Source organism: Bifidobacterium sp. MSK.17.10, from assembly GCF_019129655.1.
GTDB lineage: Bacteria > Actinomycetota > Actinomycetes > Actinomycetales > Bifidobacteriaceae > Bifidobacterium > Bifidobacterium adolescentis.
On the sequence record NZ_JAHOJD010000006.1, the window covers coordinates 126,460 to 150,459 of the forward strand.

A 24,000-nucleotide genomic window follows, 5' to 3' on the forward strand; every position below is an offset into this window, starting at 1 on the left:
AACCGTCAAGTTCACCAAACTATCTACCTCCCACACACCAGGAAAGGCGAGTAATGGAGAAGTTGGAAAAGCTCTACGAGGGCAAAGCCAAGCAACTGTACGCAACTGACGATCCGGAGGTCCTCTGGGTCGAATACAAGAACTCCGCTACCGCAGGTGACGGCGAAAAGAAGGAAGACTTCGCCGGCAAGGGCAGGCTGAACAACCTCATCACCACGTTGATCTTCGATCTGCTCAAGAAGCGCGGCATCGACAGCCACCTGGTGGCACGCGTGGGCGAGACCTCCCAGCTGGTCAAGAAGGTCACGATGTTCCCGCTCGAGATCGTGCTGCGTAACACCGCGGCCGGCCACTTCTGCTCCCGCCTGGGCGTCGAAGAGGGCATCGAGCTCAAGGAACCGGTGCTGGAGTACTTCCTGAAGAACGATGACCTGCACGATCCGTTCGTGAACGACGACGATCTGGTGGCGCTCGATGTGTGCACCCGCGAGGATCTGGCCGAAATCGCGCCGCTCGCCCGTCGCATCAACGAAGCCCTGATCGAAATCTTCGCCAAGATCGACGTCAAGCTGGTCGATTTCAAGATCGAGATGGGCCGCACCTCCGACGGCACGCTGCTGCTCGCCGATGAAATCACGCCGGATTCCTGCCGTCTGTGGGATCAGCGCGACCATTCCGGCAAGGTGGAGCACCTCGATAAGGACCTGTTCCGCCGCGACCTGGGCGACATCATCCCGGCATACGAGGAGATCGAAAGCCGCTTGGCCGAGCTCGCCAAGTCCGAGGGCATCGAAGTCGCAGAGTAATGCGTTTGCAAGCCCGCATCTGAAGCGAAAGCCGGATGCGGGCTTCCTTGTTATATCGCAATCCTTCATTCTTTTGTCAATCCAAATCCAATAACCCCTCTTTTTTCAAGGAGTTGACCATGGTTTTTCGCGTGTACGTGGAAAAGAAGCCGGGCTTTGACGTCGCGGCCCAGCAGCTCGCCAACGAGTTGCGCACCATTCTCGGCATCGAAGCTTTGAAGAACGTCCGTCTCGTCAACCGTTACGACGTGGAAGACATCAGCGAGGAGCTGTTCGCCCAGGCCACGCCGACCGTGTTCAGCGAGCCGCAGGTGGACAACGTCTACGCCGACCTGCCTGATTTCGGTTCCGACACCGTGTTCGCGGTGGAGTATCTGCCCGGCCAGTTCGACCAGCGTGCGGATTCCGCCAGCGAGTGCATCCAGCTGATCTCCCAAGGCGAGCGTCCGACGGTTCGTTCCGCCAAGGTGTATGCGTTGGAAGGCGAACTTTCCGAAGCCGATGTCGAGGCCATCAAGCATTACGTGATCAATCCGGTGGAAGCCCGTGAAGCCTCTCTGGATGTCAAGACCACGCTGAAGACCCAGGTGCCGGTGCCAGGCAAGGTGGAAGTCATCGACGGCTTCCGTTCTATGAGCGACGCCGAGCTTGAGCAGTTCATCGAGGACCGTGGTCTCGCCATGGATCTGGCCGACCTGCAGTTCTGCCGTGAGCACTTCACCGAGGAGCAGCGCGACCCGACGATCACCGAGATCAAGGTGATCGACACGTATTGGTCCGACCATTGCCGTCACACCACGTTCGGCACGCAACTTGACGAGGTTTCGATCGACGATGCCACCGTCAAGGCCGCGTTCGACAAGTATCTTGAGATGCGTCACGAGCTGGGCCGCGACGCCAAGCCGGTATGCCTGATGGATATGGGCACGATCGGCGCGAAGTGGCTTAAGAAGAACGGCATTCTGAAGAATCTCGACGAATCCGAGGAAATCAACGCCTGCACCGTCAAGGTGAAGGTGGATGTGAACGGCCATGACGAGGATTGGCTGTTCCTGTTCAAGAACGAGACGCACAACCACCCGACCGAGATCGAACCGTTCGGTGGCGCGGCCACCTGCATCGGCGGCTGCATCCGCGACCCCCTGTCGGGCCGTTCCTACGTGTATCAGGCGATGCGTGTGACCGGTGCCGCCGATCCGACCGTGCCGGTTTCCGAAACGCTTGAGGGCAAGCTCCCCCAGCGTAAGCTCGTCACCACCGCCGCGGCCGGCTACTCCTCCTACGGCAACCAGATCGGTCTGGCCACCGGCCAGGTGAATGAGATCTATCACCCCGGTTATGTGGCCAAGCGCATGGAGGTCGGCGCGGTCGTGGCCGCGACTCCGGCCGATCATGTGCGCCGCGAGACCCCGGCTCCGGGAGACAAGGTCATCCTGCTCGGCGGCCGCACCGGTCGTGACGGCATCGGCGGCGCCACCGGCGCTTCCAAGGCGCATAACGTCGAATCGCTGGAGCTTGACGGCGCCGAAGTGCAGAAGGGCAACGCGCCGGTTGAGCGCAAGCTGCAGCGTCTGTTCCGCCGTGGTGACGCGTGCCGTCTGATCAAGCGTTGCAACGATTTCGGCGCCGGTGGCGTGTCCGTGGCGGTCGGCGAGCTGGCCGACGGCCTGTACGTGGACCTCAACAAGGTGTCCAAGAAGTACGAGGGTCTTGACGGCACCGAACTGGCGATCTCCGAATCCCAGGAGCGCATGGCCGTGGACGTGGCCGCCGAAGATGTGGACGAGTTCCTCGGCTACGCCAAGGAAGAGAACCTCGAGGCCGAGGTCATTGCGACCGTGACCGAGGATCCGCGCATGACGATGGTGTGGAACGGCGACACGATCGTGGACCTTTCCCGCGAATTCCTCGCCTCCAATGGTGCTCCGAAGCATCAGGTGGTGCATGTCGAGGCGCAGCACGGCTACACGACGCCGTGGACTTCCGGCACGCTTTCCGAGCGCATGCACACCATGCTCACCGACCTGAACGTGGCCTCCAACAAGGGCCTTTCCGAACGCTTCGATTCCACCATCGGCGCGGGCACCGTGCTCATGCCGTTCGGCGGTAGGAAGCAGCTGACCCCGAACATGGCCATGGTCGCCAAGCTGCCGGTGTTCGGCGAGACCACCACCGCTTCCGCGATGACGTGGGGCTTCAACCCGTACATTATGGAGAAGAACCAGTTCACGGGCGCGTACCTGTCCGTAGTCGAGTCGCTGTCCAAGCTGGTGGCCGCCGGCTTCGAGCATGAGAATGCATATCTGAGCTTCCAAGAGTACTTCGAGAAGCTGCGCGACGAGCCGGAACGCTGGGGCAAGCCGATGGCCGCCGTGCTGGGCGCTTTGATGGCCCAGGTGGATCTGGGCGCGGGCGCGATCGGCGGCAAGGACTCCATGTCCGGCACCTTCGAGCAGCTTGACGTTCCCCCGACCCTGATCTCCTTCGCCGTGGCGGTGGGCAATATGAAGCGCGCCACCTCCCCCGAGTTCAAGGGCGCCGGCCACCGTGTGGTCCGCATCGCCCCGCGCTATAAGGCCGATGGCCTCACCCCGGACAAGGATTCGCTGCTGGAGGTGTTCTCCGCGGTTGAGGAGCTCACCGATTTCGGCGACGCTCTGGCCGTGTCCACTCCGGGCTACGGCGCCACCGCCGAGGCGATCTTCAAGATGACGGTCGGCAACCAGATCGGCGTGAAGCTGGACGACGGCATTGCCGTGGATGACCTGTTTGCTCCGGCCTATGGCTCCTTCATCATCGAGCTTGCCGACAACGCGAAGGTTCCGGCCGTGTCCAACCTGGTGGAAGTCAGCGAGGTCGGCGAAACCACCGAGGAGTATTCGTTCGTGGCCGCCGGCGAGACGCTTGATCTGGCCGAGCTGCAGGACGCGTGGGAGGGCGGCATCGAATCCGTGTTCCCGTACCGTTCCAAGGGCGAGGAGAAGGGCAAGACGGTTGAAACCATGTCCTTCGACGCTCCGAAGAAGACCGTATACACCGGCACCGGTGTGGCCAAGCCGCATGTGATCATCCCTGTGTTCCCAGGCAACAACTGCGAATACGATTCCGCAGCCGCCTTCGAACGCGCGGGCGCCGACGTGAGCACGCTCATCGTGAACAACCTCACCCCGGCGGCCGTGGCCGAATCCACCAACGCGTTGGTAGAGGAGATCAAGAAGAGCCAGATCATCATGATCCCTGGCGGCTTCTCCGGCGGCGACGAACCGGACGGCTCCGCCAAGTTCATCACCGCGTTCTTCCGCGCTCCGGCCGTGACCGAGGCCGTGCGCGACCTGCTGAACAACCGTGATGGCCTGATGCTCGGCATCTGCAACGGTTTCCAGGCGCTTATCAAGCTTGGCCTGGTGCCGTACGGCGACATCGTGCCGATGACCGCCGAATGCCCGACGCTGACGTTCAACACCATCGGCCGCCACCAGAGCCGTCTGGTGCGCACCCGCGTGGCGTCGAACCTCTCCCCGTGGCTGGCGAAGACCGAGGTGGGCGACATGCACACCATCGCCATCTCCCACGGCGAAGGTCGTTTCGTGGCTTCCGACGATGTGCTCGCCCAGCTCAAGGCCAACGGCCAGATCGCCACGCAGTATGTGGACGAGGCCGGCGTGCCGGGCATGGACCTGGATGTGAACCCGAACGGTTCGCTGCTGGCCATCGAAGGCATCACCAGTCCGGACGGCCGCGTGTTCGGCAAGATGGGCCACTCCGAGCGCTACAGCAACGGCACATTCGTGAACGTGCCCGGCGAGAAGGACCAGCCGCTGTTCGCAGCCGGCGTGGAGTACTTCACTGCCTGAGCATCGAGACTCTTTTCACGCTCACATAATCAAGGGTGGGTTCGAAATCTCATGATTCCGAACCCACCCTTTCATATACAGCAATCCGCGACATTCGTCATAGCAGCCGCTTCAGGCGGAAAGGTAGCCCTCGGCGAGATCGACGGGCCTGTTGGCGCGTTCCACCGCATCATCGCTGGATTGCGCGGTTTGTCTGATGATGTCGTCGTAACCGGTCAGGGCGGCGAAAGGCATGAATTGGGCGGCACGGTTATGCATGCTCATATGGGCATGCGTCTGCGATTGGTGATGCGGCAGATCGATGATGTCGTCGTAGCGATGGGTTTCCGTAAGGCTCATGCCGCATGACCTCCTATCTGCTTGTTGCGCTGCTGGCCTGTGGCGTCATCGAACATATCCATGGCCTTGATGATGGAATTTCTGCCGAATTTGCGTTTGATGTCCAGAAGCGTTTGCTGCATATGCAGTTCGGCGTCCCCTCGTGGCGAATCCTTGGAACCACCATCGGCGGAACGCATAGCCTCGCATTCGGCCGCATCAGCGGAAGCGGAATCCACCGGCGCTTCCATCGCGGCGAACAAATCAGGCTGCGTATATTCGGACGCGGCCGCCTGCCGCCGTTCCTCAAGTTGCTCGTCGGTCAGCACATCGGCGGCGACCACATTCAGCCGACGGACCAGCAAACGCCTGTCTACGATCGAAAGGAAAAGCTTATCGACCGCGTCGCAAATACGCGACGTAGCCGACGTCGGCTCCGGCAATGCGATCGACCCGGTGGCCGGCTTGGGTACGCGGCGGCCATACCTGTCGATTGAAACAGGGCCGTCGTATGTTGCCGCGGCATGTTCGGCAATCGCCTTCAAATCAGCGGAACCGTCCTTGCCAAGCCGTTTCGGATCGAGACTTGCCGTGTCGTAGCCGACCATCAATCCCACTCTGCCGGCTTTCACGCCCTTCGCTACCAAATCCAATGACAGCGTATCCGCCATTTCACGCACAATCAGCCGGGCTGCGTCGAATCCCGCCGGCCCTGTCAGCACTTGTCCGGAACTCAAGCTGTGCCCCGACGGCTTGTACACTTTGATGTCCGCGATGGTGCACGGCTCCCAACCCCACGCATGGTCGATGAGTAGTTCAGCATTCACTCCGAACATCCGATATAGCAGATCCTCGTTGTAATACTCATCGGCGCGACCCATCGAGCAACGTGCGATATCTCCCATGGTCAACAAGCCCTGAGCCTCGAGCCTTTTCGCATATCCTCGTCCAACACGCCAAAAATCAGTAATCGGACGATGCCCCCACAACAGTTTCCGATACGACATCTCGTCCAGCCTGGCAATGCGGATGCCATCCTCCCCAGCATGGATATGCTTGGCCACAATGTCCATGGCAACCTTGGCCAGATACATGTTCGTACCAATACCCGCTGTAGCGGTGATACCAGTCCGAGCATGAATGTCATGGATAATGTCGCGCGTCATCTCCTCCACGCCTTTGCCATAGGCGCGTAGATACCCAGTGACGTCCATGAACACCTCGTCCACCGAATAGACATGGATGTCATCCGCCGACACGTATTTCAAGTAAATACCGTAGATTTTCGCGCTCATCGCCAGATAATGCGACATGCGCGGCTTGGCTATGAACACGTCCGCAGCCAGATTCGGATTATCAGCGAGCGCTTTCGCATCATACGATTTTCCCGTCAGCACTCCGCCCGGGGCAACAGCCCGACGTGCCGCATTGACCTCTTTGAGTTTCGCTTTGACCTCGAATAGACGGGCACGACCCGGCAACCCGTATTCCTTCAGCGACGGAGAAACCGCCAAACAAATGGTTTTGTCGGTACGCGACTGATCCGCTACTACCAGATGCGTGGACAGTGGCGGAAAACCATGCTCGACACATTCCGAAGATGCATAGAAGGATTTCAAGTCGATTGCCACGTATGTTCGTTCGGCCATAACACTCCTTCCATGCAACAGTTCTTATAAACGTATCCATCACGCCCGCAAACATGATACGTTCTCAACGTTCTCATCATAACAAAATATTCGAACAGCCGTTCGAATGCGTGTTTAGTTTTGCATTCATCCCAAGGACTCCCCGAAACCTGTCGCTTGTAGCCTCCCGTTGGTAGGGTTGAACGGTAGCGAACCCCTTGTCTCCATGGTTTTGGAAGGAGCTTTGGCTTGTCAGCTGAACTCGAAGACATCCACGAGGAATGCGGTATTTTCGGCGTTTGGGGCCACTCGGACGCCGCCCGACTCACCTACTTCGGTCTGCACGCGCTGCAGCATCGCGGTCAGGAGGGTGCCGGCATTGTCTCCAACGATAATGGTCATCTCATCGGTCATCGCGGAACGGGTCTGCTGACCCAGGTGTTCAGCGACGAACGGGAAATCGAACGCCTGAAAGGAGACAAAGCAATCGGCCATGTGCGTTACGCCACAGCCGGTTCCGGCGGCACCGACAACATCCAGCCGTTCATCTTCCGCTTCCATGACGGGGATATGGCGTTGTGTCACAACGGCAATCTCACCAATTGCCCCTCCTTACGCCGCAAGCTGGAGGACGAGGGAGCGATCTTCCATTCGAACTCCGACACCGAAGTGCTGATGCACCTCATCCGTCGTTCCAGCAAGCCCACGTTCATGGACAAGCTCAAGGAAGCGCTCAACACCGTGCACGGCGGCTTCGCCTATCTGATCATGACCGAACATGCCATGATCGGCGCGCTCGATCCGAACGGATTCCGTCCGCTGTCCCTTGGCAGGATGACGAACGGCGCCTATGTGCTCGCTTCCGAGACCTGCGCGCTCGACACTGTCGGAGCCGAACTGGTGCGTGACATCCGCCCGGGCGAGATCGTGGTCGTGGATGACGATGGCTACCGCATCGACCGTTACACGGATCAGACCCAGCTGGCCATCTGCTCGATGGAATTCATCTACTTCGCACGCCCCGATTCCAACATCTACGGCGTGAACGTGCATTCGGCCCGCAAGCGCATGGGCGCGCGCCTGGCTCAGGAATCCCCCGTCGACGCCGATATGGTCATCGCCGTGCCGAACTCCTCCCTGTCGGCGGCTTCCGGCTATTCGGAGGAGGCCGGCCTGCCGAACGAAATGGGTCTGATCAAGAACCAGTACGTGGCACGCACCTTCATCCAGCCCACGCAGGAGCTGCGCGAGCAGGGCGTGCGTATGAAGCTGTCCGCAGTGCGCGGCGTGGTCAAGGGCAAGCGCGTGGTCGTCATCGATGATTCCATCGTGCGCGGCACCACCTCGAAGCGCATCGTGCAGATGCTCAAGGAGGCCGGGGCGGCCGAAGTGCATATGCGCATCAGCTCCCCGCCGCTGAAGTACCCGTGCTTCTACGGCATCGACATCTCCACCACCAAGGAGCTGATAGCGGCCAAGAAGTCCGTCGACGAAATCCGCGACTACATCGGAGCCGATTCACTGGCGTTCCTGTCGCTCGACGGCTTGGTGGAATCCATCGGCCTTGGCGCGGACGCACCGTATGGCGGCCTGTGCGTAGCCTACTTCAACGGCGACTATCCGACCGCCTTGGACGACTACGAAGCCGACTTCCTGAAGTCGCTCACTCCGGAGGATCGTGTCCGTCTGCCCGAATTCGCCCTGTACAAGAGCAAGTACGAAGGCAACGAATACACCACCACTTCATCCCAAGAAGAACACTGAGACCCGAGAAAGGTTAGATATGCCAAAAGCATATGAGGAAGCCGGCGTAAGCGTTGAGGCCGGTTACGAAGTCGTCAAGCGTATCAAGTCCCACGTGGCGCGCACCAACCGTCCGGGCGTGGTCGGCGGCATCGGCGGCTTCGGCGGATTGTTCGATCTCGCTTCCCTCGGTTACAAGGAGCCGGTGCTGATTTCCGGCACCGACGGCGTCGGCACCAAGCTGGTCGTGGCCAAGATGGCCAACAAGCACGACACCATCGGCATCGACTGCGTGGCCATGTGCGTCAACGATATCGCCGCCCAGGGCGCCGAGCCGCTGTTCTTCCTGGATTACATCGCCTGCGGCAAGAACGATCCGGCTCTGCTCGAGCAGGTCGTCTCCGGCGTGGCCGACGGCTGCGTGCAGGCCGGTTCCGGTCTGATCGGCGGCGAGACCGCCGAGATGCCGGGCATGTATGACGAGGACGAGTACGATCTGGCTGGCTTCGCGGTCGGCGTGGCCGAAAAGTCCGCTATCGTCGACGGCTCCACCATCGCTGAGGGCGACGTGCTTATCGGCCTGCCGTCCACCGGCGTGCATTCCAACGGTTTCTCCCTGGTGCGCAAGGCCCTGTTCGAGCAGGTCGGCTACACCGTGGACACCGTACTGGACGAACTGGGCGGTGAGAAGCTTGGCGACGTGCTGCTCACTCCGACCAAGATTTACGTGAAGGCCCTTTCCCCGCTGTTCAAGGCGGGCGTGGTCAAGGGCGTCGCGCATATCACCGGCGGCGGTTTCATCGAGAACATTCCGCGTATGATTCCGGACGGTCTTGCCGCCCATATCAACCTTGGCTCCTGGCCGGTGCTCCCGATTTTCGACGTGCTCGAGAAGGCCGGCAGCATCGATCATATGGAAATGTTCAACATCTTCAACATGGGTATCGGCATGGTGCTGGCCGTCAGCGCCGAAGATGCCGATAAGACCATGGAACTGCTGAAGTCCAATGGCGAGGCCGGCTATGTGCTGGGCAATATCGTCAAGAAGACCGGCGAGGACGTCGAACTGCAGTAAACGAACATACGGGGGTAGCCGAACAGGCACCCCCGATATTATTTCTTGAGATTGGCACTCTTCCCCATAAGGGATACAACAGGAGGAAATATGAAGGTTCTGGTCATTGGTTCCGGTGCGCGTGAACATGCCATCGCCCACGCGCTCATGCGTGGCGGCAGCGTCAGCGAGGTCACTGTGGCCCCAGGCAATCCGGGCATGGAGCTTGACGGCATCCGCACCACGCAGCTCAACCCGTCCAATCATGCGGCGCTCATCGATTTCGTGAAGAACAATGGTTACGACTGGGTGTTCGTCGGACCGGAAGTGCCGCTTATCGAAGGCATCGTCGACGATTTCGCGGCCGCCGGCATCAAGGCGTTCGGCCCGAACAAGGCCGCCGCGCAGATCGAGGGTTCCAAGGACTTCGCCAAGCAGCTTATGGAACGTCACGACATTCCGACCGCGAAGTACCAGACGTTCGACGATTTGGAGCGTTCCACCGCTTATGTGCGCGAGCATGGCGCGCCGATCGTCATCAAGGCCGATGGCCTGGCCGCAGGCAAGGGCGTGACCGTGGCGATGGATGAGGAGACCGCCATCGCCGCTTTGGAGGACATTTTCGTGGACCACCGCTTCGGCAACGCCGGCGCGAAGGTGGTTATCGAGGATTTCCTTGAGGGTCAGGAATTCTCTCTGATGAGCTTTGTGAACGGCACCGATTTCTGGCCGATGCCGATTTCGCAGGATCACAAGCGTGCCTACGATGGCGACAAGGGTCCGAACACCGGCGGCATGGGCGCCTACAGCCCGGTTCCGCAGATCGGTCAGGATGTGATCGACACCGCCATCGAAACCATCGTCAAGCCGACCGTTCAGGCCATGGCCGACGAGGGCACGCCGTTCACCGGCATTCTGTACGCCGGCCTCATCGCCACCGCCGACGGCCCGAAGGTCATTGAGTTCAACGCGCGTTTCGGCGATCCAGAGACCGAAGTGGTGCTGCCGAAGCTCACGTCCGATCTCGGTGCCGGCATCAGCGCCATTCTCAACGGCGAAACCCCGGAATTCACGTGGGATGAGGACAATGCCACTCTTGGCGTGGTGATCGCTTCCGAAGGTTACCCGACCAACGTGGTCAAGGGTGCCGCGATTCCTGAGATCACGGTAGATGACGATTCCCATGTCTACTATGCGGGCGTCGCACGTGGCGAGCATGGTCTCGTGGCCAACTCCGGTCGCGTGCTGCTGGTCGAGTCCTCCGCTGCGGACATCAAGGCCGCGCAGGACAAGGTCTACGCGATCATCGACAAGCTCGACACCAAGGGCATGTTCTACCGTCACGACATCGGTTTCAAAGCGCTGAACGCGTGATGATGGTGTGTTGGCTGCGCTGAACCAATAGCCGTTGAGGGGCTGTTCCAATAGTTTGGAACAGCCCCTCAATGTTTTAAGATTTGTGCGGCAGGCGCGTCGTCGCCCACCACACTCCTGCCGTGACGAGGACGTGCGCGAATTCCGTGCGGCCCGACACGAAGGCGCACAACGGTACGTCGAGTGTCGAGCCGTGCGGCAGGCGCGCCGTCCTCGTTACGGCAGGTCCATGAAGGAGGTGTCTTTCAGGTAATTCTTCCCCGTGGTGATGTCGTACTGGATGAGCTTGTAATCCGCCATCAGCTGTTTGGTTTCGGCGTCGAAATCGCTTTCGGCCATGGGATTGCCCTTGGAGTCAAGGTAGATGTTCTGACCTTCCGGAATACGGTCCCAGCCTTGGATGTTGTTGACCACCGGCGGTTCCATGGCCGAGATCTTGGAGTGCATTTCGGTGAGGAACGCCAGATACGGCGACACCTTGGCATCCATATGCTCGGCGGCCTGCGCCACAAAGAAGTTGGGCGACGAATAGTCGGCGTTGCCGATCTTGTTGCCTTGCGTGCCGGAAGCCTTGTTGGACCAGATGAAGTAGTCCGTCTGATGCAACGCCAGCGAGTTGCCGTCATCAGCGGAAGCCGACGAGTAGATGCCCGGCAGATGGTCTCCGTAGAAGACCACGGTGACCGGCTTGCCGAGCTTGTCGAGTTCGGCAAGGAAATCGGCGGTCGCATCATCCGTCAGCGAAGCGCCCTTCTGATAGGTTTCGATGGACTCCTGCTCGTCGTCCTTCAACGGTTTGTCCGTGGTGGAGGTCGCCTTGAAATCGTTATGCTTGTACCACTTGTGGTAAGGCATGTGGTTCTGCATGGTGATGACCTGCAGGAACTGGTTGGACTTGGTTTTCTTCACCTGTTCCAGCGTGCTCTTGTAGGTGGCCTCGTCGGAGACGTACGGCGAATCGTCGATCTTGTCCTGATGAGAGATGACGTCCGGACCGGTCAACGTATAGAAATGCGAGAAGCCGAACTTCTTGTAGTTGGTGGCGCGCGAATACATAGACGATTCGTACGGGTGCAGGCCGATGGAGTTCTTTGCGGCGCCCCACATCTGGTTGATTGTCGGCGTCCAATGCTCGCTCGGCACCAGCTGCTGGTATGGGCTGGTCAGGGAGGAATCGAAATTCGCCATGCTCAGACCGGACAGTCCCATGTATTCCAGATTGGCGGTGCCGCCGCCGTATCCGGAGGACAGCATCAGGCCGGACGTGGTATTCTGCTTAATCTTGCGGATGTTCGGTATGGAATCCTTGTTGACTTTGAGTCCCGGCACGCGGGACGGGTCGGAGAAGGATTCGGACAGCACGTAGATGACGGTGCTGTCGGTCATGTTCGCGAAACGTTTCGCGTTGATCTTCTTCGCGGCCTTCTCATAGCGGGCCGCGACCTGCTTCATGGTCTCTTCGGAATAGTCGTCCGGCTTGACCATGACTTTCGGGTTGAGCTGACGGGTGAACGCCACCAGCGGCCCGTTGCGCTGGGCGTCGTATACGGAGTCCCACATGGAGGGCTTGTCCCCCATGACGGTGGCGAAGCCTTTGGCCCACGAGCCGACGGTGCTCACCTGCATCGAATACAGCGTGAAGAACAGGCCTGGAAGCAGGATCAGCAGCAGTCTTGCGATCGCGTTCACGGAACGGGATCGCTTATCGGAGCCGCGAAACAGTTTGCCGTGACGCGCGTCGAGGCGGTTCAGGAAGACGAACAGCGCCACGAACGCGGCAAACGCCGCCACCGCGATCAGAATGGTCCATTGCGCGCCGGACGGCATGAAACTCATCAGATTGCCGGCGTCGGCCTTCAGAAAGTTCAAATCACTTGGCAGAATCGCCTCGTATCGTATTGAAACCTTGAAATGCTCAATCACGGCGACGATGAACGTGACTGCCAGAAAAACCGGCGTGGCCACCCAGAAACGATTGGTGAGCATCAGCAGAATGACATACAGGACGCCCCATAGGATGAGGTTCAGCACCGCCACGAAATTGGCGCTGGTGAACATCTTGCCGACGAATCCCCAACCGGTGAGCCACATGTTGTTCGACAGCTGCACACGCGTCGCGGATTCGCTGACGCCGATCTGCAGGGCGGCAACGCCCACCGCATCGAACAGCACGAATAGCACGCCGTAGAGCCAGCCGGGGAACTCCTTGCCCGCTTTCTTGGCCATCGGGTCCACGGTAGCGATGTCGAGCTCCTCAATCGGCTCGTTTTTCGATGTTGCTTTGGTCACGCATAACCCCACTTAGTTCGTTTGCAATGCCCTATTGTCATATATGCGTCTGAAAAAGACAACGTCCAACGTTTTTTCTTTACGATTTTTACGATTGGATTGCGCCGATGGCGATACGATTCCAACGGAAATACGGCAGACAGCCGCTACTTGTCCGCCTTCCGGCAATCCTCGCACAGGCCGAACACCTCCAGCGTGTGCCGTTCGATGGTGAAGCCGTACTTGTCGGAGATGCCTTTCAGCCAGCTTTCGGAAGGCGATTCAATTTCCACGGTTTTGCCGCAGTTCGTACAGACGAGGTGATGATGGTGTCCGTCGTCGCCGCACAGGCGGAACAGCTGCTGGCCGTCGAGGCGGACCGTGTCGGCGCGGCCCGCCTCGGCCAGGGCGTTGAGCTGCCGGTAGACCGTGGCGAGTCCGATATGTTCGCCACGGTCTTCCAGCTTGCGGTGCAGCTCCTGCGCGGAGATGAATTCGTCGCAGCCGTTCAGCGCGTCGCGGATGGCGTCTTTCTGGCGGGTCTGCCGCACGATATGTTCACTCATTACTTATGATGTCAGGCTTTCTTCAAGTCGTCCCAGCAGCCGGTGGCTTCAAGGTCGGCTACGGTTTTGGCGGTGTCGTCGGTCAGCACGGTGATGTGTCCCATCTTGCGGTCGTGGCGCACTTCCGCCTTGCAGTAGTCGTGCACGTTCCATTCGGGATGGTCGGCGATGAGCGCACGGGTCGGCGCCACATGCTGGCCGAGCACGTTGACCATGACGGCGGGCTTGAGCAGCTGCGGCTGTTCGAGCGGCCAGCCGGCGATGCCGCGAATGTGCGCGTCGAACTGGTCGAACGAGCAGGCCTCGATGGTGTAGTGGCCGGAATTGTGCGGACGTGGGGCCAGTTCGTTGACGATGACCTTGTTGTCTTTGGTGATGAACAGTTCGATGGCCAGAATGCCGGCGAGTTCGAAGCCTTTGGCCAGTCGCAACGCCAGCTCGTGCGCCTCCTTGGCCACGGTTTCGTCCACTTCGGCCGGCGCGATGGTCATGTGCAGGATGTTGTTGCGATGCTCGTTGCGCACGATCGGGAAGGTCACGTAATCCTTGCCGTTGCCGGCGACGAGGATGCTCGCTTCGAACGCGAAATCGACGAAGCCTTCCAGAATGCTTGGCGGGAAGCTGCCGTCATGGTCGGCGCGGGCGCGCACCTGCTCCAAGTCGGCTTCGGACTTGAGCACGGTCTGGCCGTGGCCGTCGTAACCGCCGGAACGGGTTTTGAGCACAGCCGGATAGTGGATCTCATCAAGTGCCGCTTCAAGTTCCTCGACGCTGTTGACAGCCTTCCACGGCGCGGTGGGCGTGCCATGGTCGTTGATGAACCGCTTCTCGTTGACACGGTCCTGCGTGACGCGCAGCAGATCGGTGCCTTGCGGGGCCGCCGCGAGGGAACGCACTTGATCGATGGCGTCGGCGTCCACGTTCTCAAACTCGTAGGTGAGCACGTCGGACTTTTCAGCCAGTTCGCGGATGGCGGCGATGTCGTCGTATTCGGCGGTCACTTGGAAATCCGCGACCTGAGCGGCCGGACAGTCGGGTGTCGGGTCGAGCACGCCGATGCGGAAGCCCATGTAGCGTGCGGACAGCGCCATCATGCGGCCGAGCTGGCCGCCACCGATGATGCCGATGGTCGCGCCGGGCATCAGTCGTTCGATACGGCCGTTGGTTTCCTCAGACAAGCTGGGCATTGGATTCAGCCACCTTTTCCTTCAGGGAGTCACGATAGTCCTGCAGCGCCTTGGCCAGTCGCTCGTCGGTGGTGCTCAGAATGCTCACCGCGAGCAGGCCGGCGTTGGTTGCGCCGGAGTTGCCGACGGCGGTGGTGGCCACCGGAATGCCGCCCGGCATCTGCACGATGGACAGCAGCGAATCCCAGCCGGACAGCGCGTGGGAGCGTACCGGCACGCCGATGACCGGCAGTGTGGTCTGCGCCGCGACCATGCCCGGCAGGTGGGCCGCGCCGCCCGCGCCGGCGATGATGATCTTCAGCCCGTTGGCACGGGCGTTGTGCGCGAACTCACCCATCAGTTCCGGGGTGCGGTGCGCGGAAATCACCTGCTTCATGTACGGCACCTCGAACTGGTCGAGCATCTCGCATGCGTGCTTCATGGTCTCCCAATCGCTTGCCGATCCCATGATCACCGCGACTTCAGGCTTGTTGTCTGCCATCAAAACCTCCGAAGGATTTACGTAGACTTACGTGTTCCAGAACACCGCCTACTTTACTTACTTGGCTCGATGTGCAGCACGACCTTTCCGAAAACGTCGCCGTCGACCACTTTGCGGAACGCCGCGGGCGCGTCGGCAAGCGCGTAGGTGGAGTCGATGACGGGGTGCAGGTCGGCGTGTTCCACGAATTTGAGCAGTCGTGCGAAATCGTCACGCGAACCCATGGTGTTGCCTTGCACGCGAATGTCCTGGAAGAAGATGCGGGTCAGTTCGGCTCCAGGCTGGTCTCCTGTGGTGGCTCCGCAGATGGCGATGGTGCCGCCGGGGCGTACGGATTTGACGGAATGGCTCCAGGTGGCCGCGCCGACCGATTCGATGACAGCGTCGACCTTATGCGGCAGTCGCGCGCCGGTTTCGAAGGCGGCGTCGGCTCCGATGGCGATCGCGCGGTCTCGTTTCTCTTCGCTGCGTGACGTGACGAACACTTCCAGTCCTGCCGCATGGGCGAGTTGGATGGCCGCTGTGGACACGCCGCCGCCCGCGCCTTGGACGAGCACGGTGTCTCCCGGTTTCACGTTGGCCGATGTGAACAGCAGTGAGTAGGCGGTCAGCCAGCTGGTGCCGAGCGCGGCAGCCTCATCGAGGGTCAGGTTGGCGGGTTTGGCGAACACGTTGGCGCTGGGCACTTGGGTGGTTTCGGCCATGGTGCCCGCGTATTTTTCGGATAGGATGGTGCGCCGCTCCCCCGGCATGACGCCGGCGCCGTCGGTGCCGACGAAGGTGTAGAGCACCACTTCGGCTCCGGCTTTCAGCCCTTTGCGAACAGGAATGTCCTCGTCGAGCACGCCTGACGCGTCGGTGCCGAGAATCATCGGCGTCTGTTCGGCGGAGAGTCCCACGCCCTGCAGGCTCCAGATGTCGTGGTGGTTCACGCTGGCTGCGGCCACGTGGATGGTACTCCAGAACGGCTTGGTTTCGGGCGTGTCCAGCTCCCCCACCTTGAGTTGCGACAGCGGATTGTCATAATCGGTTCCTGCTGCGTATACGGCTTTCATGGTCAGCGCTCCTTCGCGGTTTTTCGGTGGTTCGATTCATTTCATCGTTTCCATTGTGCCGCAGTTGAGAAGACTTTGCAGGTATTTCACAACCGACACCCCGGCAGAGGCATACAGTGGGATAGGATTTTCCGCGGTAAAGAAGACAGGTTCAGGGAAGGACAGTTGCGCATAATGACCGCTGGCATACTGGGTTCGATTCATTCTCCGGCGGATGTGCATGCCCTTTCTTCGCAACAGTTGCGTGATCTGTGTCTGGAGATTCGTTCCACGCTGTTGAATTACGGCCGGAAGCATGGTGGCCACATCGGTTCGAATCTTGGCGTGGTGGAGCTTACCGTGGCGTTGCACCGCGTGTTCGGTTCTCCACGTGACCGTTTCGTTTTCGATGTCTCCCACCAAAGCTACGTGCACAAGATGCTTACCGGGCGCGCCGAGGCGTATCTGGACGAGTCGCGGTTCGGCGAGGTGACAGGTTTCACCAATCCGTTGGAAAGCGAGCATGATTCCTTCGTGCTGGGCCATACCGGCACGTCCATCTCCCTTGCCTGCGGTCTTGCCAAAACACGTGATATGCAACATACCGCTGCGGGAGCAAGCGAAATCGGCAACGTCATCGCCATCATCGGCGACGGTTCGTTGAGCTCGGCGATCGCTTTCGAAGGACTGAACAACGCTGCCGAACAGGGCGGTAATCTCATCATCGTCGTCAACGACAATGAGATGTCGATCGCCGAAGATTTCGGTGGCATGTACGGCAATCTTGCCCGTCTGCGCGCGTCGAACGGAACCGCGGAGCTGAATCTGTTCAAGGCGTTCGGACTTGACTACCGTTATGTGGAGCAGGGCAACGATGTGGACACGCTGGTCGCGGCGCTTGAAGACTTGAAGGATATCGACCATCCCGTCGTGCTGCATATCCACACCACCAAGGGCTTGGGTTTCAGCGATGAGACCGAGGCGCAGGATGGTTCCGACGGATGCAACCAGACCAATCCGCAGCCGCATGCCGGCCAATGCGAGGCGAATCATTGGCAGGATCCGGACAGCGCGCTCGGCAAGCCGCTTGACGCGCGCAAATACTACGGTCAGATGGCCATGGCTTCGTTGGAGTCCCGTTTCGAAAACGAGCCGGGACTGGTGGTCATCTCCCCCGCCACCCCTGGTTCGAATGGCATCACCCGTGATTTCCGTGAACGTGCCGGATCGCATTATGTGGACACCGGCATTACCGAGGAGCATGCGGCCGCGTTCGCCGCAGGCATCGCGAAGGCTGGAGGCCGGCCGGTTCTGGCGACTTCCGCCACGTTCTTCCAGCGTATTTACGACCAGTTGCAGCAGGAGCTGGCGTTGAATCATGTTCCGGCGACGCTGCTGATTTTCGGAGCGGGCATTTCCGGCGCGGACAATACACATTCCGGCACGTTCGATATGACGATGTTCGCCAACACGCCTGATGTGACCTGTCTGGCACCGACCAGCGGAGAGCAGATGCTGGACATGCTTGCATGGGCCACGGGGCCGTCTGATCATGGTGTGACGGCTATCCGCATGCCCGGCGAGCAGATTCTTGCCATGGAGCGTTCCGCCGATATGGCGTTCGACCCGGCCGAACGTGCCGCCGCGCACGAAACGACGATCGATATTACCGGCGATTGCCCTTTCACGCGGTACCAGATCGTGCGTCCGGGACGTGAAGTGGCGATTCTCGGCTTGGGCAATACACTGCCGTTGGCGGCCGAGGTGGCGGCAACGCTCGAAAACGACGACGATATCAATGCGACGCTTATCGACGCGCAGCAGTATTCCGCGATGGATGGCGAGCTGCTGGACGTGCTTGCCGACGGTCATCGTGTGGTCGTCACCCTGGAGGATGGCCAGCTGGAAGGCGGTTGGGGTGAGAAGGTGACCGCTTTCTACGCGAATTCCACTAATCCGAAAGCAGCCACTGTGCATGCGCTCAATTTCGGCGCATCGAAAGAATTCACCGATCGTGTGCCCCTTGCCGAGCTTGATGAACGTTACGGGCTGACTGTGGAAGCGGTGGCTGATCGCATTCGCCGCGTCTTGGCCCGTTAATCACGCAACTAGCCGGCACCGTCAAAAATCGACAGGGAACGTTGAACAATCGCGAAATGCCGGCCCACGCTGAACAGCACATGGCCGACCATAAGCATTATTGTCAATCGCAATCGCTATTGCTCGTTCTTGATGGCGTCCAACGCAGGAATCTTCACAGCCTTATTAGCTGGCCCCAAACCGGCGAGTATGCCCACCAGAATCGAAAACAGCACGGCCACGACAAACAGCCACCATGGAATCACGGAGATTCGGCTCACGTCGTCACCGCCCATAATCGCTTTGCCTACGTTTTCCATACTGAATCCACCAAACGACAGCAGATTGATGCTCAGCGACCCCAAGGCGGAAATCAGACAGGCGATAAGTCCACCGACCAGACCGATGGCACCTGCTTCACATAGGAACATCGTGCGAATATCCTTCACATAGCAGCCGAGCGCCTTCATAATGCCGATTTCCCGAGTGCGTTCCGACACGGACATAATCATGGTGTTGGCGATGCCGATGGCCGCCACCAGGAATGACACCGCGCCAATGCCTCCCAATGCGAGCTGGATGCCACGACTCTGCTTTTCAATCTCCTTGCGGGTCTGTTCGAAGGACGTGGTTTGGTAGCCAGACATTTTGATCTGCGCTTCGATACCCGGCACATCCTTGATATTTTGAGCGTGCACCACCACTTGGTCGTAGTTTGTTTTGGTCCGGCTGGTGGTATTGGTTTTGCCGTCGATTTTGGCCTGCAATGTGTCCATATCCTCCAGCGACATGACTACACCGGAGCTGAATGCATCGTAATTATTGGTTGAAGCGTCCAACACACCGACCACGGTGAGAGGCATGGAAACCACAGGATTCTGCGAACTGGCAGTACCATCGCCGTCGCCTGAATCGGTGGAACTCATCGAAGTGCTGCCTATTTTGCGGTAATCGTCAGGGCTTTGATAATCGGCTCCGGTAATCAAATTGAGTTTCGTGGTCAGTACGTCGAAGAACGGCTTCTCCCCCTCGCTCTCCTTGCAACCGTTCTCATCGCACTCATAATCACCGGGAGCGATACGCCTGGAGTCATCATCGGAACGATACTTATCCATAAACTGGTATGCCGCGTATTTGCCGAGCAATACTTCTCCGGCACGCTTCGGCATACGCCCTTGAACGAGCTTGTATCCCGATGCTTCAAGCTGGGTCATATCCGTACCCATCACAGAAGCATATTGAGCCACGTATCGGGATCCGGCTCCCGCAGTGAGATCCACGGTGCTCTGCGCCGACCGCTGTGGCATCACGGCTGCGACGCCTGAAATGCCACGGAACGTCTGTACCGCAGCATCGTCAAGCTTGGCCTGATGATCCGATGATGTCATGTCCGACGAAGACAAACTCGACATACCGACGCCAGAGCTGTCGTACGCGCCCGAGCCGCCGGCAGCTGTGACGGTAATGTCGTTGAGATTGCCCATGCTCTTGAGCATCTGCTCATTCTGCTCGCTGATGCCTTGTCCAATCGAAATCATCAGGACGATGGAGCAGCAGCCGACGATCACGCCCAGCACCGTCAAAATCGTACGCGATTTGCGCCGCAGCAAATTCTGCGCGCAAGTATGTGCGATATCCGAAAATCGCATGCCTACTCCTTGACGGATGGAGTGGAAGATGACGTTGCGGATACGGAGGCGGCCGATGTGCCACCTGCCGTGGCGATTACCTGCGTCGGCGCATCGGCAGCCATGGCAGTAGATTTACCCTGCTTATCGGCTCCAAGATCGGCAGGCTCCCAATCCCAATCGTCATCATCGGCCGCCTGCTTTGCCTTCTTACGGCGGTGACGGACCACCAATACGACCGTCAGTACAATCACGACGAGTGCAACGGCCGCCGCCACTATCCACACCCAGACCGGCATGCTCTGATCCTGGACGTCAACATCCGTATCGGAATCATCCGGAACAGGAGCTTCAACGGCATTGATTTTCACCGGAAATTCCTTGGTCTGCGGCTGTCCATCGGAATTCTCATACGTCACCGTCAGTTTCGCTTCGGTTTCGCCGGGCTTGTCCGCAGTGAATGCGAATCCAATGGAGCCGGACACGCCGGACGCCACATTGCCGACGTACTGCTTGGCCTGCGTGGCGGTGATACCGTCGCCTTCAACGCTCGCCTCGACATTGGAAACGTCGCCCTTGCCCTTGTTCACGTAATCCATGGTGATAGTAGTTTCCTCACCCGCGTTGACGATATTGGGCACCACTGGATCGTTCAATTCAAAACGATCAGGCTGCGAAACGGGTACGGAAATTTTGATGTCGGAAGTGTTGGAGCTGCGTGCGGCACCGTCCACATACTCGTATTTGAAGCTGATGTCGATGCCCTGCGCGCCGTTTTTCGCACTGGCCAGTGTCTGCATCGGCACGGTCTGCGTCAACGCAGCTCCCGCATTCAGCGCATCGTAGTAGAACGTGTTCGTACCGCCGGAGATGGCAAAATTCTCACCGCCGTCCACGGTGACCACCATGTTGCTCACCGCCACTTTGCCCATGTTTTGGAAGGTGAAACCGAGGTTGAAGGTGCTGCCGACAGCCACCGACCCGTCGCCATAGGTGAAATTGGTGATAATGATGTTCGGCACCGGCCCAGCAATCTGCTCAACACTGTTGTCCGCTCCCGCACCCGGAGCATCGGAAGTATTGGCGCCATCTTCGGCGAACGCCGTCGGCACAATGCATACCAACGTGATGGCGACCACCGCCAATAGTGAGATTGCCCCGTTGAGCAGTGTTGCGATTCTTGTGTTGTTGCCCATGGAAGGCCCTTCTGTTGTCGTCATAGTTGTCGATATGCTGTCATGAAGTTACGTAAGCCGGTCGCCGATGATGCGGCCGTCAAGAAGTGTGACGATGCGATCGGCGTATTGCGCCATATTGTCGTCATGTGTGACGAGCACGATGGTCTGGTTGAAATCGCGTGCGAACGAGCAAATCATATCCATCACTTCGGTTTTGGTTTTGGAATCGAGATTGCCGGTCGGCTCGTCGGCGAATACCACTTGCGGACGTGTCACGAAAGCGCGGGCGATGCCAACGCGCTGCTGCTGACCGCCAGACATCTGGGTCGGATAATGGTTCATTCGTTTGCCAAGGCCGACCCGCTTGAGCATGGCACGCGCGATCGTCTCGCGTTTACGCTTCGGCACGCCTCGGAACATCAGTGGCATGGCCACATTCTCGATGGCATTGAGATTGGGCAGCAGATTGTACGACTGGAACACGAAGCCAAGGTGCTTCTGCCTGAATTCGGCCAGCTGCCGTTCGTCAAGCCTGCTGATGGACACACCTGTGATACGTACACCACCTTTAGTTGGTTTTTCCATGCCGGCAAGCTGATTGAGCAGGGTGGATTTACCGGATCCGGACTCGCCATAGATACAGCAGATCTGCCCTTGCGGAATGGCGAGATTGACACGTTCCAGCGCTACGACGGTCTCATCGAGCACTGGATATTCCTTGCGCAGGTTTTTAACCTCGATAATGGGACCGCGACCGGTTTTCCCAGCGTTGGATGTGCTACCTACCGGCACATTCACCTCCTCGTTTTCTGGGAATATGTTGATAATTGCTCCTAAGTCTAAAGTGTTTCACCGCGCTTCGCCACCCTTAAGGGAACACCCTGAAGCCACGGTCCGCGCGTGCCTGAAACTCGAAAACCGTTCAAGAAACCCCGCCTGAACGATATGGAACATGTTGTTTCGTGCCAGAAACCCTTGTTTCGTGCCAAATGACCTTTCGACCAAAATGTCAAAAATAAAATGAAACCATCAGCGATAATCTTCAGATTGTGGAATGTCAAACGGTTTCACACCAAAGGGGAACAATATGAAACGTCATTTCACCCAGGCGGAAGTCTACTATCTCAACACCTTGCCCGCGGTAGAAAGGGCATCAATGGACCGTATCACCTATTCAAGGGAATTCCAAGTGCGTTGCATGGCGCAATACTTACGGGGCAACGGGCCGACCAGCATCTTCGCCAGCGCAGGTCTTAACCCGAAAATCGTTGGCAGTAAACGTATCGAACGCGCCATCGCACGGTGGAAAGCAGATCCGCAAATCATGACCGAAGCACAATCGTTTGCCAACGAAGCCGCAGCTGACCAGCGCGACCTGCTCGTCATCTCCCAATCCATGACCATCGCATGGTTGGAAAAGAAAGTCATGGATCTGCAAGACCAGCTCCGTTCCATGGAAGCGCATGCTGCTGAATGTCTCAACGCACCTTCTCCCGGGAAGCTTGTCACTCTGGCCTGACGTCCGAGCGAAGCCTTCCGTATAACAGACGTGTGTCGTGGTACGACGGCGCACTTGCAACACGAATCCCTTCTTTCATCGTTTCCGCACTCTCCGTCACATCTACGCGGCTCCCCGACGAAAGAAGGGATTCTTTTTTCGTTTTCGCTTTCCTGCGATTTACATGCCTGCGGCCAATCAACGTATGCCCGACGACTGCAGGCATCACCAAACATGTGTCAGATACGCGGCGTCGTCGGAGCGACGTGCGGCGGTGTCGGCACAGTCGAGTGCTGGCCGGCGGTTTCGTTGGCTGTCACCATCGCCTGCGTGATCTGGCTGTACATATCCTGATATCCGCCAGGGGTGGATGCGGGCAGCACGACGGTCTTGGAGTTGTTGGATTCGCTCAAGGAGCGCAGCACGTCGAGGTACTGGTTAAACAGCACCACATTGTTCACATCGCCGATGTTCATGCCGACAGCCTGCAAGCTCTTGATCTGGTCGACGATACCGTTGGCGATCTCGCGACGGTAGTTGGCCTGGCCTTCACCCTGAAGACGGGTCTTCTCCGCCTCGGCGGCGGCCTGGGTCTCAATCTGGATGCGCTGGGCCTCGGCGCGCTGCCGGGTGGCCTCCTTCTCACGCTGGGCTGCGTTGATGGAATCCATGGCGTTCTTGACCTGCGGGCTCGGGTCAATGGCGGTGATCAGGGTCTTGACCACGGTGAAGCCGAAGCGGGACATCTCGTTGCCGACGGTCTTCTGCACGTCGAAGGCCACGTCGTCCTTACGGGCGAAAGCATCATCGAGGCTCAACGCAGGAATGGCGGAACGCAGGGCGTCTTCCATGTAGGAGCGCAGCTGCCCGGCCGGGTCGCGCAGCTCGTAGTAGGCGGTGGCCACGTTTTCCGGGTTCACACGGAACTGGGTGGAGGCGACGACCGTGACGAACACATTGTCGAGGGTTTTGGTCTCCAGCTGCACATTGAGCTGGTTGACGCGCATGTTGGTTTTCATGGCGATACGGTCCACGAACGGGATACGGATGTGGATGCCCGCGAACTGGACCTTGTTGAACTTGCCGAAACGTTCGATGATGTATGCCTGCTGCTGCGGCACGATGAACAACGTGGACAGGAACAGGAACGCGATGATCAGCGCAATGACAAGGAGCGCTACAAGGAACGGCATGGCATTACTCCCTTCTTTGGTTTCTCTTTAAAGGTCTTGTCGCATGACCTTTCGTAGGTTCTGCAACCATTGCCGAACCCGAGTAAAAATTTACCAAAGAATGCAATCGTA

18 protein-coding genes are annotated in these 24,000 nt (G+C 59.0%); 7 read left to right on the forward strand and 11 right to left on the reverse strand.

Annotated features, from left to right (window positions below; genetic code table 11):
* Positions 1-53: 53 nt before the first annotated feature.
* Positions 54-806 (forward strand): phosphoribosylaminoimidazolesuccinocarboxamide synthase, encoded by a 753-nt coding sequence (gene purC / locus KSX58_RS07130; RefSeq protein ID WP_021913716.1) that lies wholly within the window; start codon positions 54-56, stop codon positions 804-806.
* A gap of 119 nt (positions 807-925) precedes the next feature.
* Positions 926-4,660: a phosphoribosylformylglycinamidine synthase gene (locus KSX58_RS07135; protein ID WP_217735662.1), complete on the forward strand. Its 3,735-nt coding sequence runs from the start codon at positions 926-928 to the stop codon at positions 4,658-4,660.
* Positions 4,661-4,771: 111 nt separating this feature from the next.
* Here KSX58_RS07135 and KSX58_RS07140 read toward each other — a convergent pair whose 3' ends face one another.
* Entirely contained in the window at positions 4,772-4,999 is a 228-nt protein-coding gene (locus tag KSX58_RS07140; RefSeq protein WP_003808583.1) for a hypothetical protein, read from the reverse strand.
* Complete coding sequence (locus KSX58_RS07145; RefSeq protein ID WP_117565608.1) at positions 4,996-6,627, reverse strand: type VI secretion protein ImpB; 1,632 nt, start codon at positions 6,625-6,627, stop codon at positions 4,996-4,998. Before KSX58_RS07145 ends, KSX58_RS07140 begins: the two co-directional genes overlap by 4 nt.
* Before the next feature lie 228 nt (positions 6,628-6,855).
* On the opposite strand from KSX58_RS07145, the gene purF reads away from it, so the two are divergent.
* The 3 genes from purF to purD all read left to right on the forward strand — a co-directional run bounded on the left by purF (position 6,856) and on the right by purD (position 10,777).
* Positions 6,856-8,370, forward strand: coding sequence for an amidophosphoribosyltransferase (gene purF, locus KSX58_RS07150; RefSeq protein WP_003808581.1), 1,515 nt, complete (start codon positions 6,856-6,858; stop codon positions 8,368-8,370).
* Between the two features lie 19 nt (positions 8,371-8,389).
* Positions 8,390-9,424, forward strand: a complete 1,035-nt coding sequence (gene purM, locus KSX58_RS07155; protein ID WP_003808579.1) for a phosphoribosylformylglycinamidine cyclo-ligase — start codon at positions 8,390-8,392, stop codon at positions 9,422-9,424.
* A 90-nt stretch (positions 9,425-9,514) separates the two neighbouring features.
* Positions 9,515-10,777, forward strand: coding sequence for a phosphoribosylamine--glycine ligase (gene purD, locus KSX58_RS07160; RefSeq protein ID WP_042990243.1), 1,263 nt, complete (start codon positions 9,515-9,517; stop codon positions 10,775-10,777).
* A gap of 216 nt (positions 10,778-10,993) precedes the next feature.
* Here purD and KSX58_RS07165 read toward each other — a convergent pair whose 3' ends face one another.
* The 5 genes from KSX58_RS07165 to KSX58_RS07185 all read right to left on the reverse strand — a co-directional run bounded on the left by KSX58_RS07165 (position 10,994) and on the right by KSX58_RS07185 (position 16,334).
* Positions 10,994-13,003, reverse strand: a complete 2,010-nt coding sequence (locus tag KSX58_RS07165; protein WP_236834546.1) for an LTA synthase family protein — start codon at positions 13,001-13,003, stop codon at positions 10,994-10,996.
* A 209-nt stretch (positions 13,004-13,212) separates the two neighbouring features.
* Positions 13,213-13,611: a Fur family transcriptional regulator gene (locus KSX58_RS07170; protein ID WP_011742966.1), complete on the reverse strand. Its 399-nt coding sequence runs from the start codon at positions 13,609-13,611 to the stop codon at positions 13,213-13,215.
* Positions 13,612-13,622: 11 nt separating this feature from the next.
* A complete protein-coding gene (gene purK / locus KSX58_RS07175) occupies positions 13,623-14,798 on the reverse strand; it encodes a 5-(carboxyamino)imidazole ribonucleotide synthase (RefSeq protein ID WP_055309124.1) in 1,176 nt (391 codons plus the stop codon).
* Positions 14,782-15,279, reverse strand: a complete 498-nt coding sequence (purE, locus tag KSX58_RS07180) for a 5-(carboxyamino)imidazole ribonucleotide mutase (RefSeq protein ID WP_042990249.1) — start codon at positions 15,277-15,279, stop codon at positions 14,782-14,784. Before purE ends, purK begins: the two co-directional genes overlap by 17 nt.
* Positions 15,280-15,332: 53 nt before the next feature.
* Positions 15,333-16,334, reverse strand: coding sequence for a quinone oxidoreductase (locus KSX58_RS07185; RefSeq protein WP_038444258.1), 1,002 nt, complete (start codon positions 16,332-16,334; stop codon positions 15,333-15,335).
* Positions 16,335-16,508: 174 nt separating this feature from the next.
* On the opposite strand from KSX58_RS07185, the gene KSX58_RS07190 reads away from it, so the two are divergent.
* Positions 16,509-18,413, forward strand: coding sequence for a 1-deoxy-D-xylulose-5-phosphate synthase (locus KSX58_RS07190; RefSeq protein ID WP_021913727.1), 1,905 nt, complete (start codon positions 16,509-16,511; stop codon positions 18,411-18,413).
* Positions 18,414-18,529: 116 nt separating this feature from the next.
* Here KSX58_RS07190 and KSX58_RS07195 read toward each other — a convergent pair whose 3' ends face one another.
* The 3 genes from KSX58_RS07195 to KSX58_RS07205 are packed head-to-tail and all read right to left on the reverse strand — an operon-like array spanning position 18,530 to position 21,942.
* Positions 18,530-20,041, reverse strand: coding sequence for an ABC transporter permease (locus KSX58_RS07195; RefSeq protein WP_033499198.1), 1,512 nt, complete (start codon positions 20,039-20,041; stop codon positions 18,530-18,532).
* A 2-nt stretch (positions 20,042-20,043) separates the two neighbouring features.
* Complete coding sequence (locus tag KSX58_RS07200; RefSeq protein WP_033499199.1) at positions 20,044-21,216, reverse strand: COG1361 S-layer family protein; 1,173 nt, start codon at positions 21,214-21,216, stop codon at positions 20,044-20,046.
* Between the two features lie 48 nt (positions 21,217-21,264).
* Positions 21,265-21,942 carry an ABC transporter ATP-binding protein gene (locus KSX58_RS07205; protein WP_055680252.1) on the reverse strand — a complete coding sequence of 226 codons (678 nt, stop codon included), beginning with the start codon at positions 21,940-21,942 and terminating at the stop codon, positions 21,265-21,267.
* Between the two features lie 343 nt (positions 21,943-22,285).
* Here KSX58_RS07205 and KSX58_RS07210 point away from each other — a divergent pair, with 343 nt between their 5' ends.
* The gene (locus tag KSX58_RS07210) at positions 22,286-22,717 is read left to right on the forward strand and encodes a hypothetical protein (RefSeq protein WP_035009905.1); all 432 of its coding nucleotides are present in this window, start codon (positions 22,286-22,288) and stop codon (positions 22,715-22,717) included.
* A 218-nt stretch (positions 22,718-22,935) separates the two neighbouring features.
* Here the strand turns inward: KSX58_RS07210 and KSX58_RS07215 are convergent, their stop codons facing one another.
* A complete protein-coding gene (locus KSX58_RS07215; protein WP_070122190.1) occupies positions 22,936-23,889 on the reverse strand; it encodes an SPFH domain-containing protein in 954 nt (317 codons plus the stop codon).
* Between the last annotated feature and the right edge of the window lie 111 nt (positions 23,890-24,000).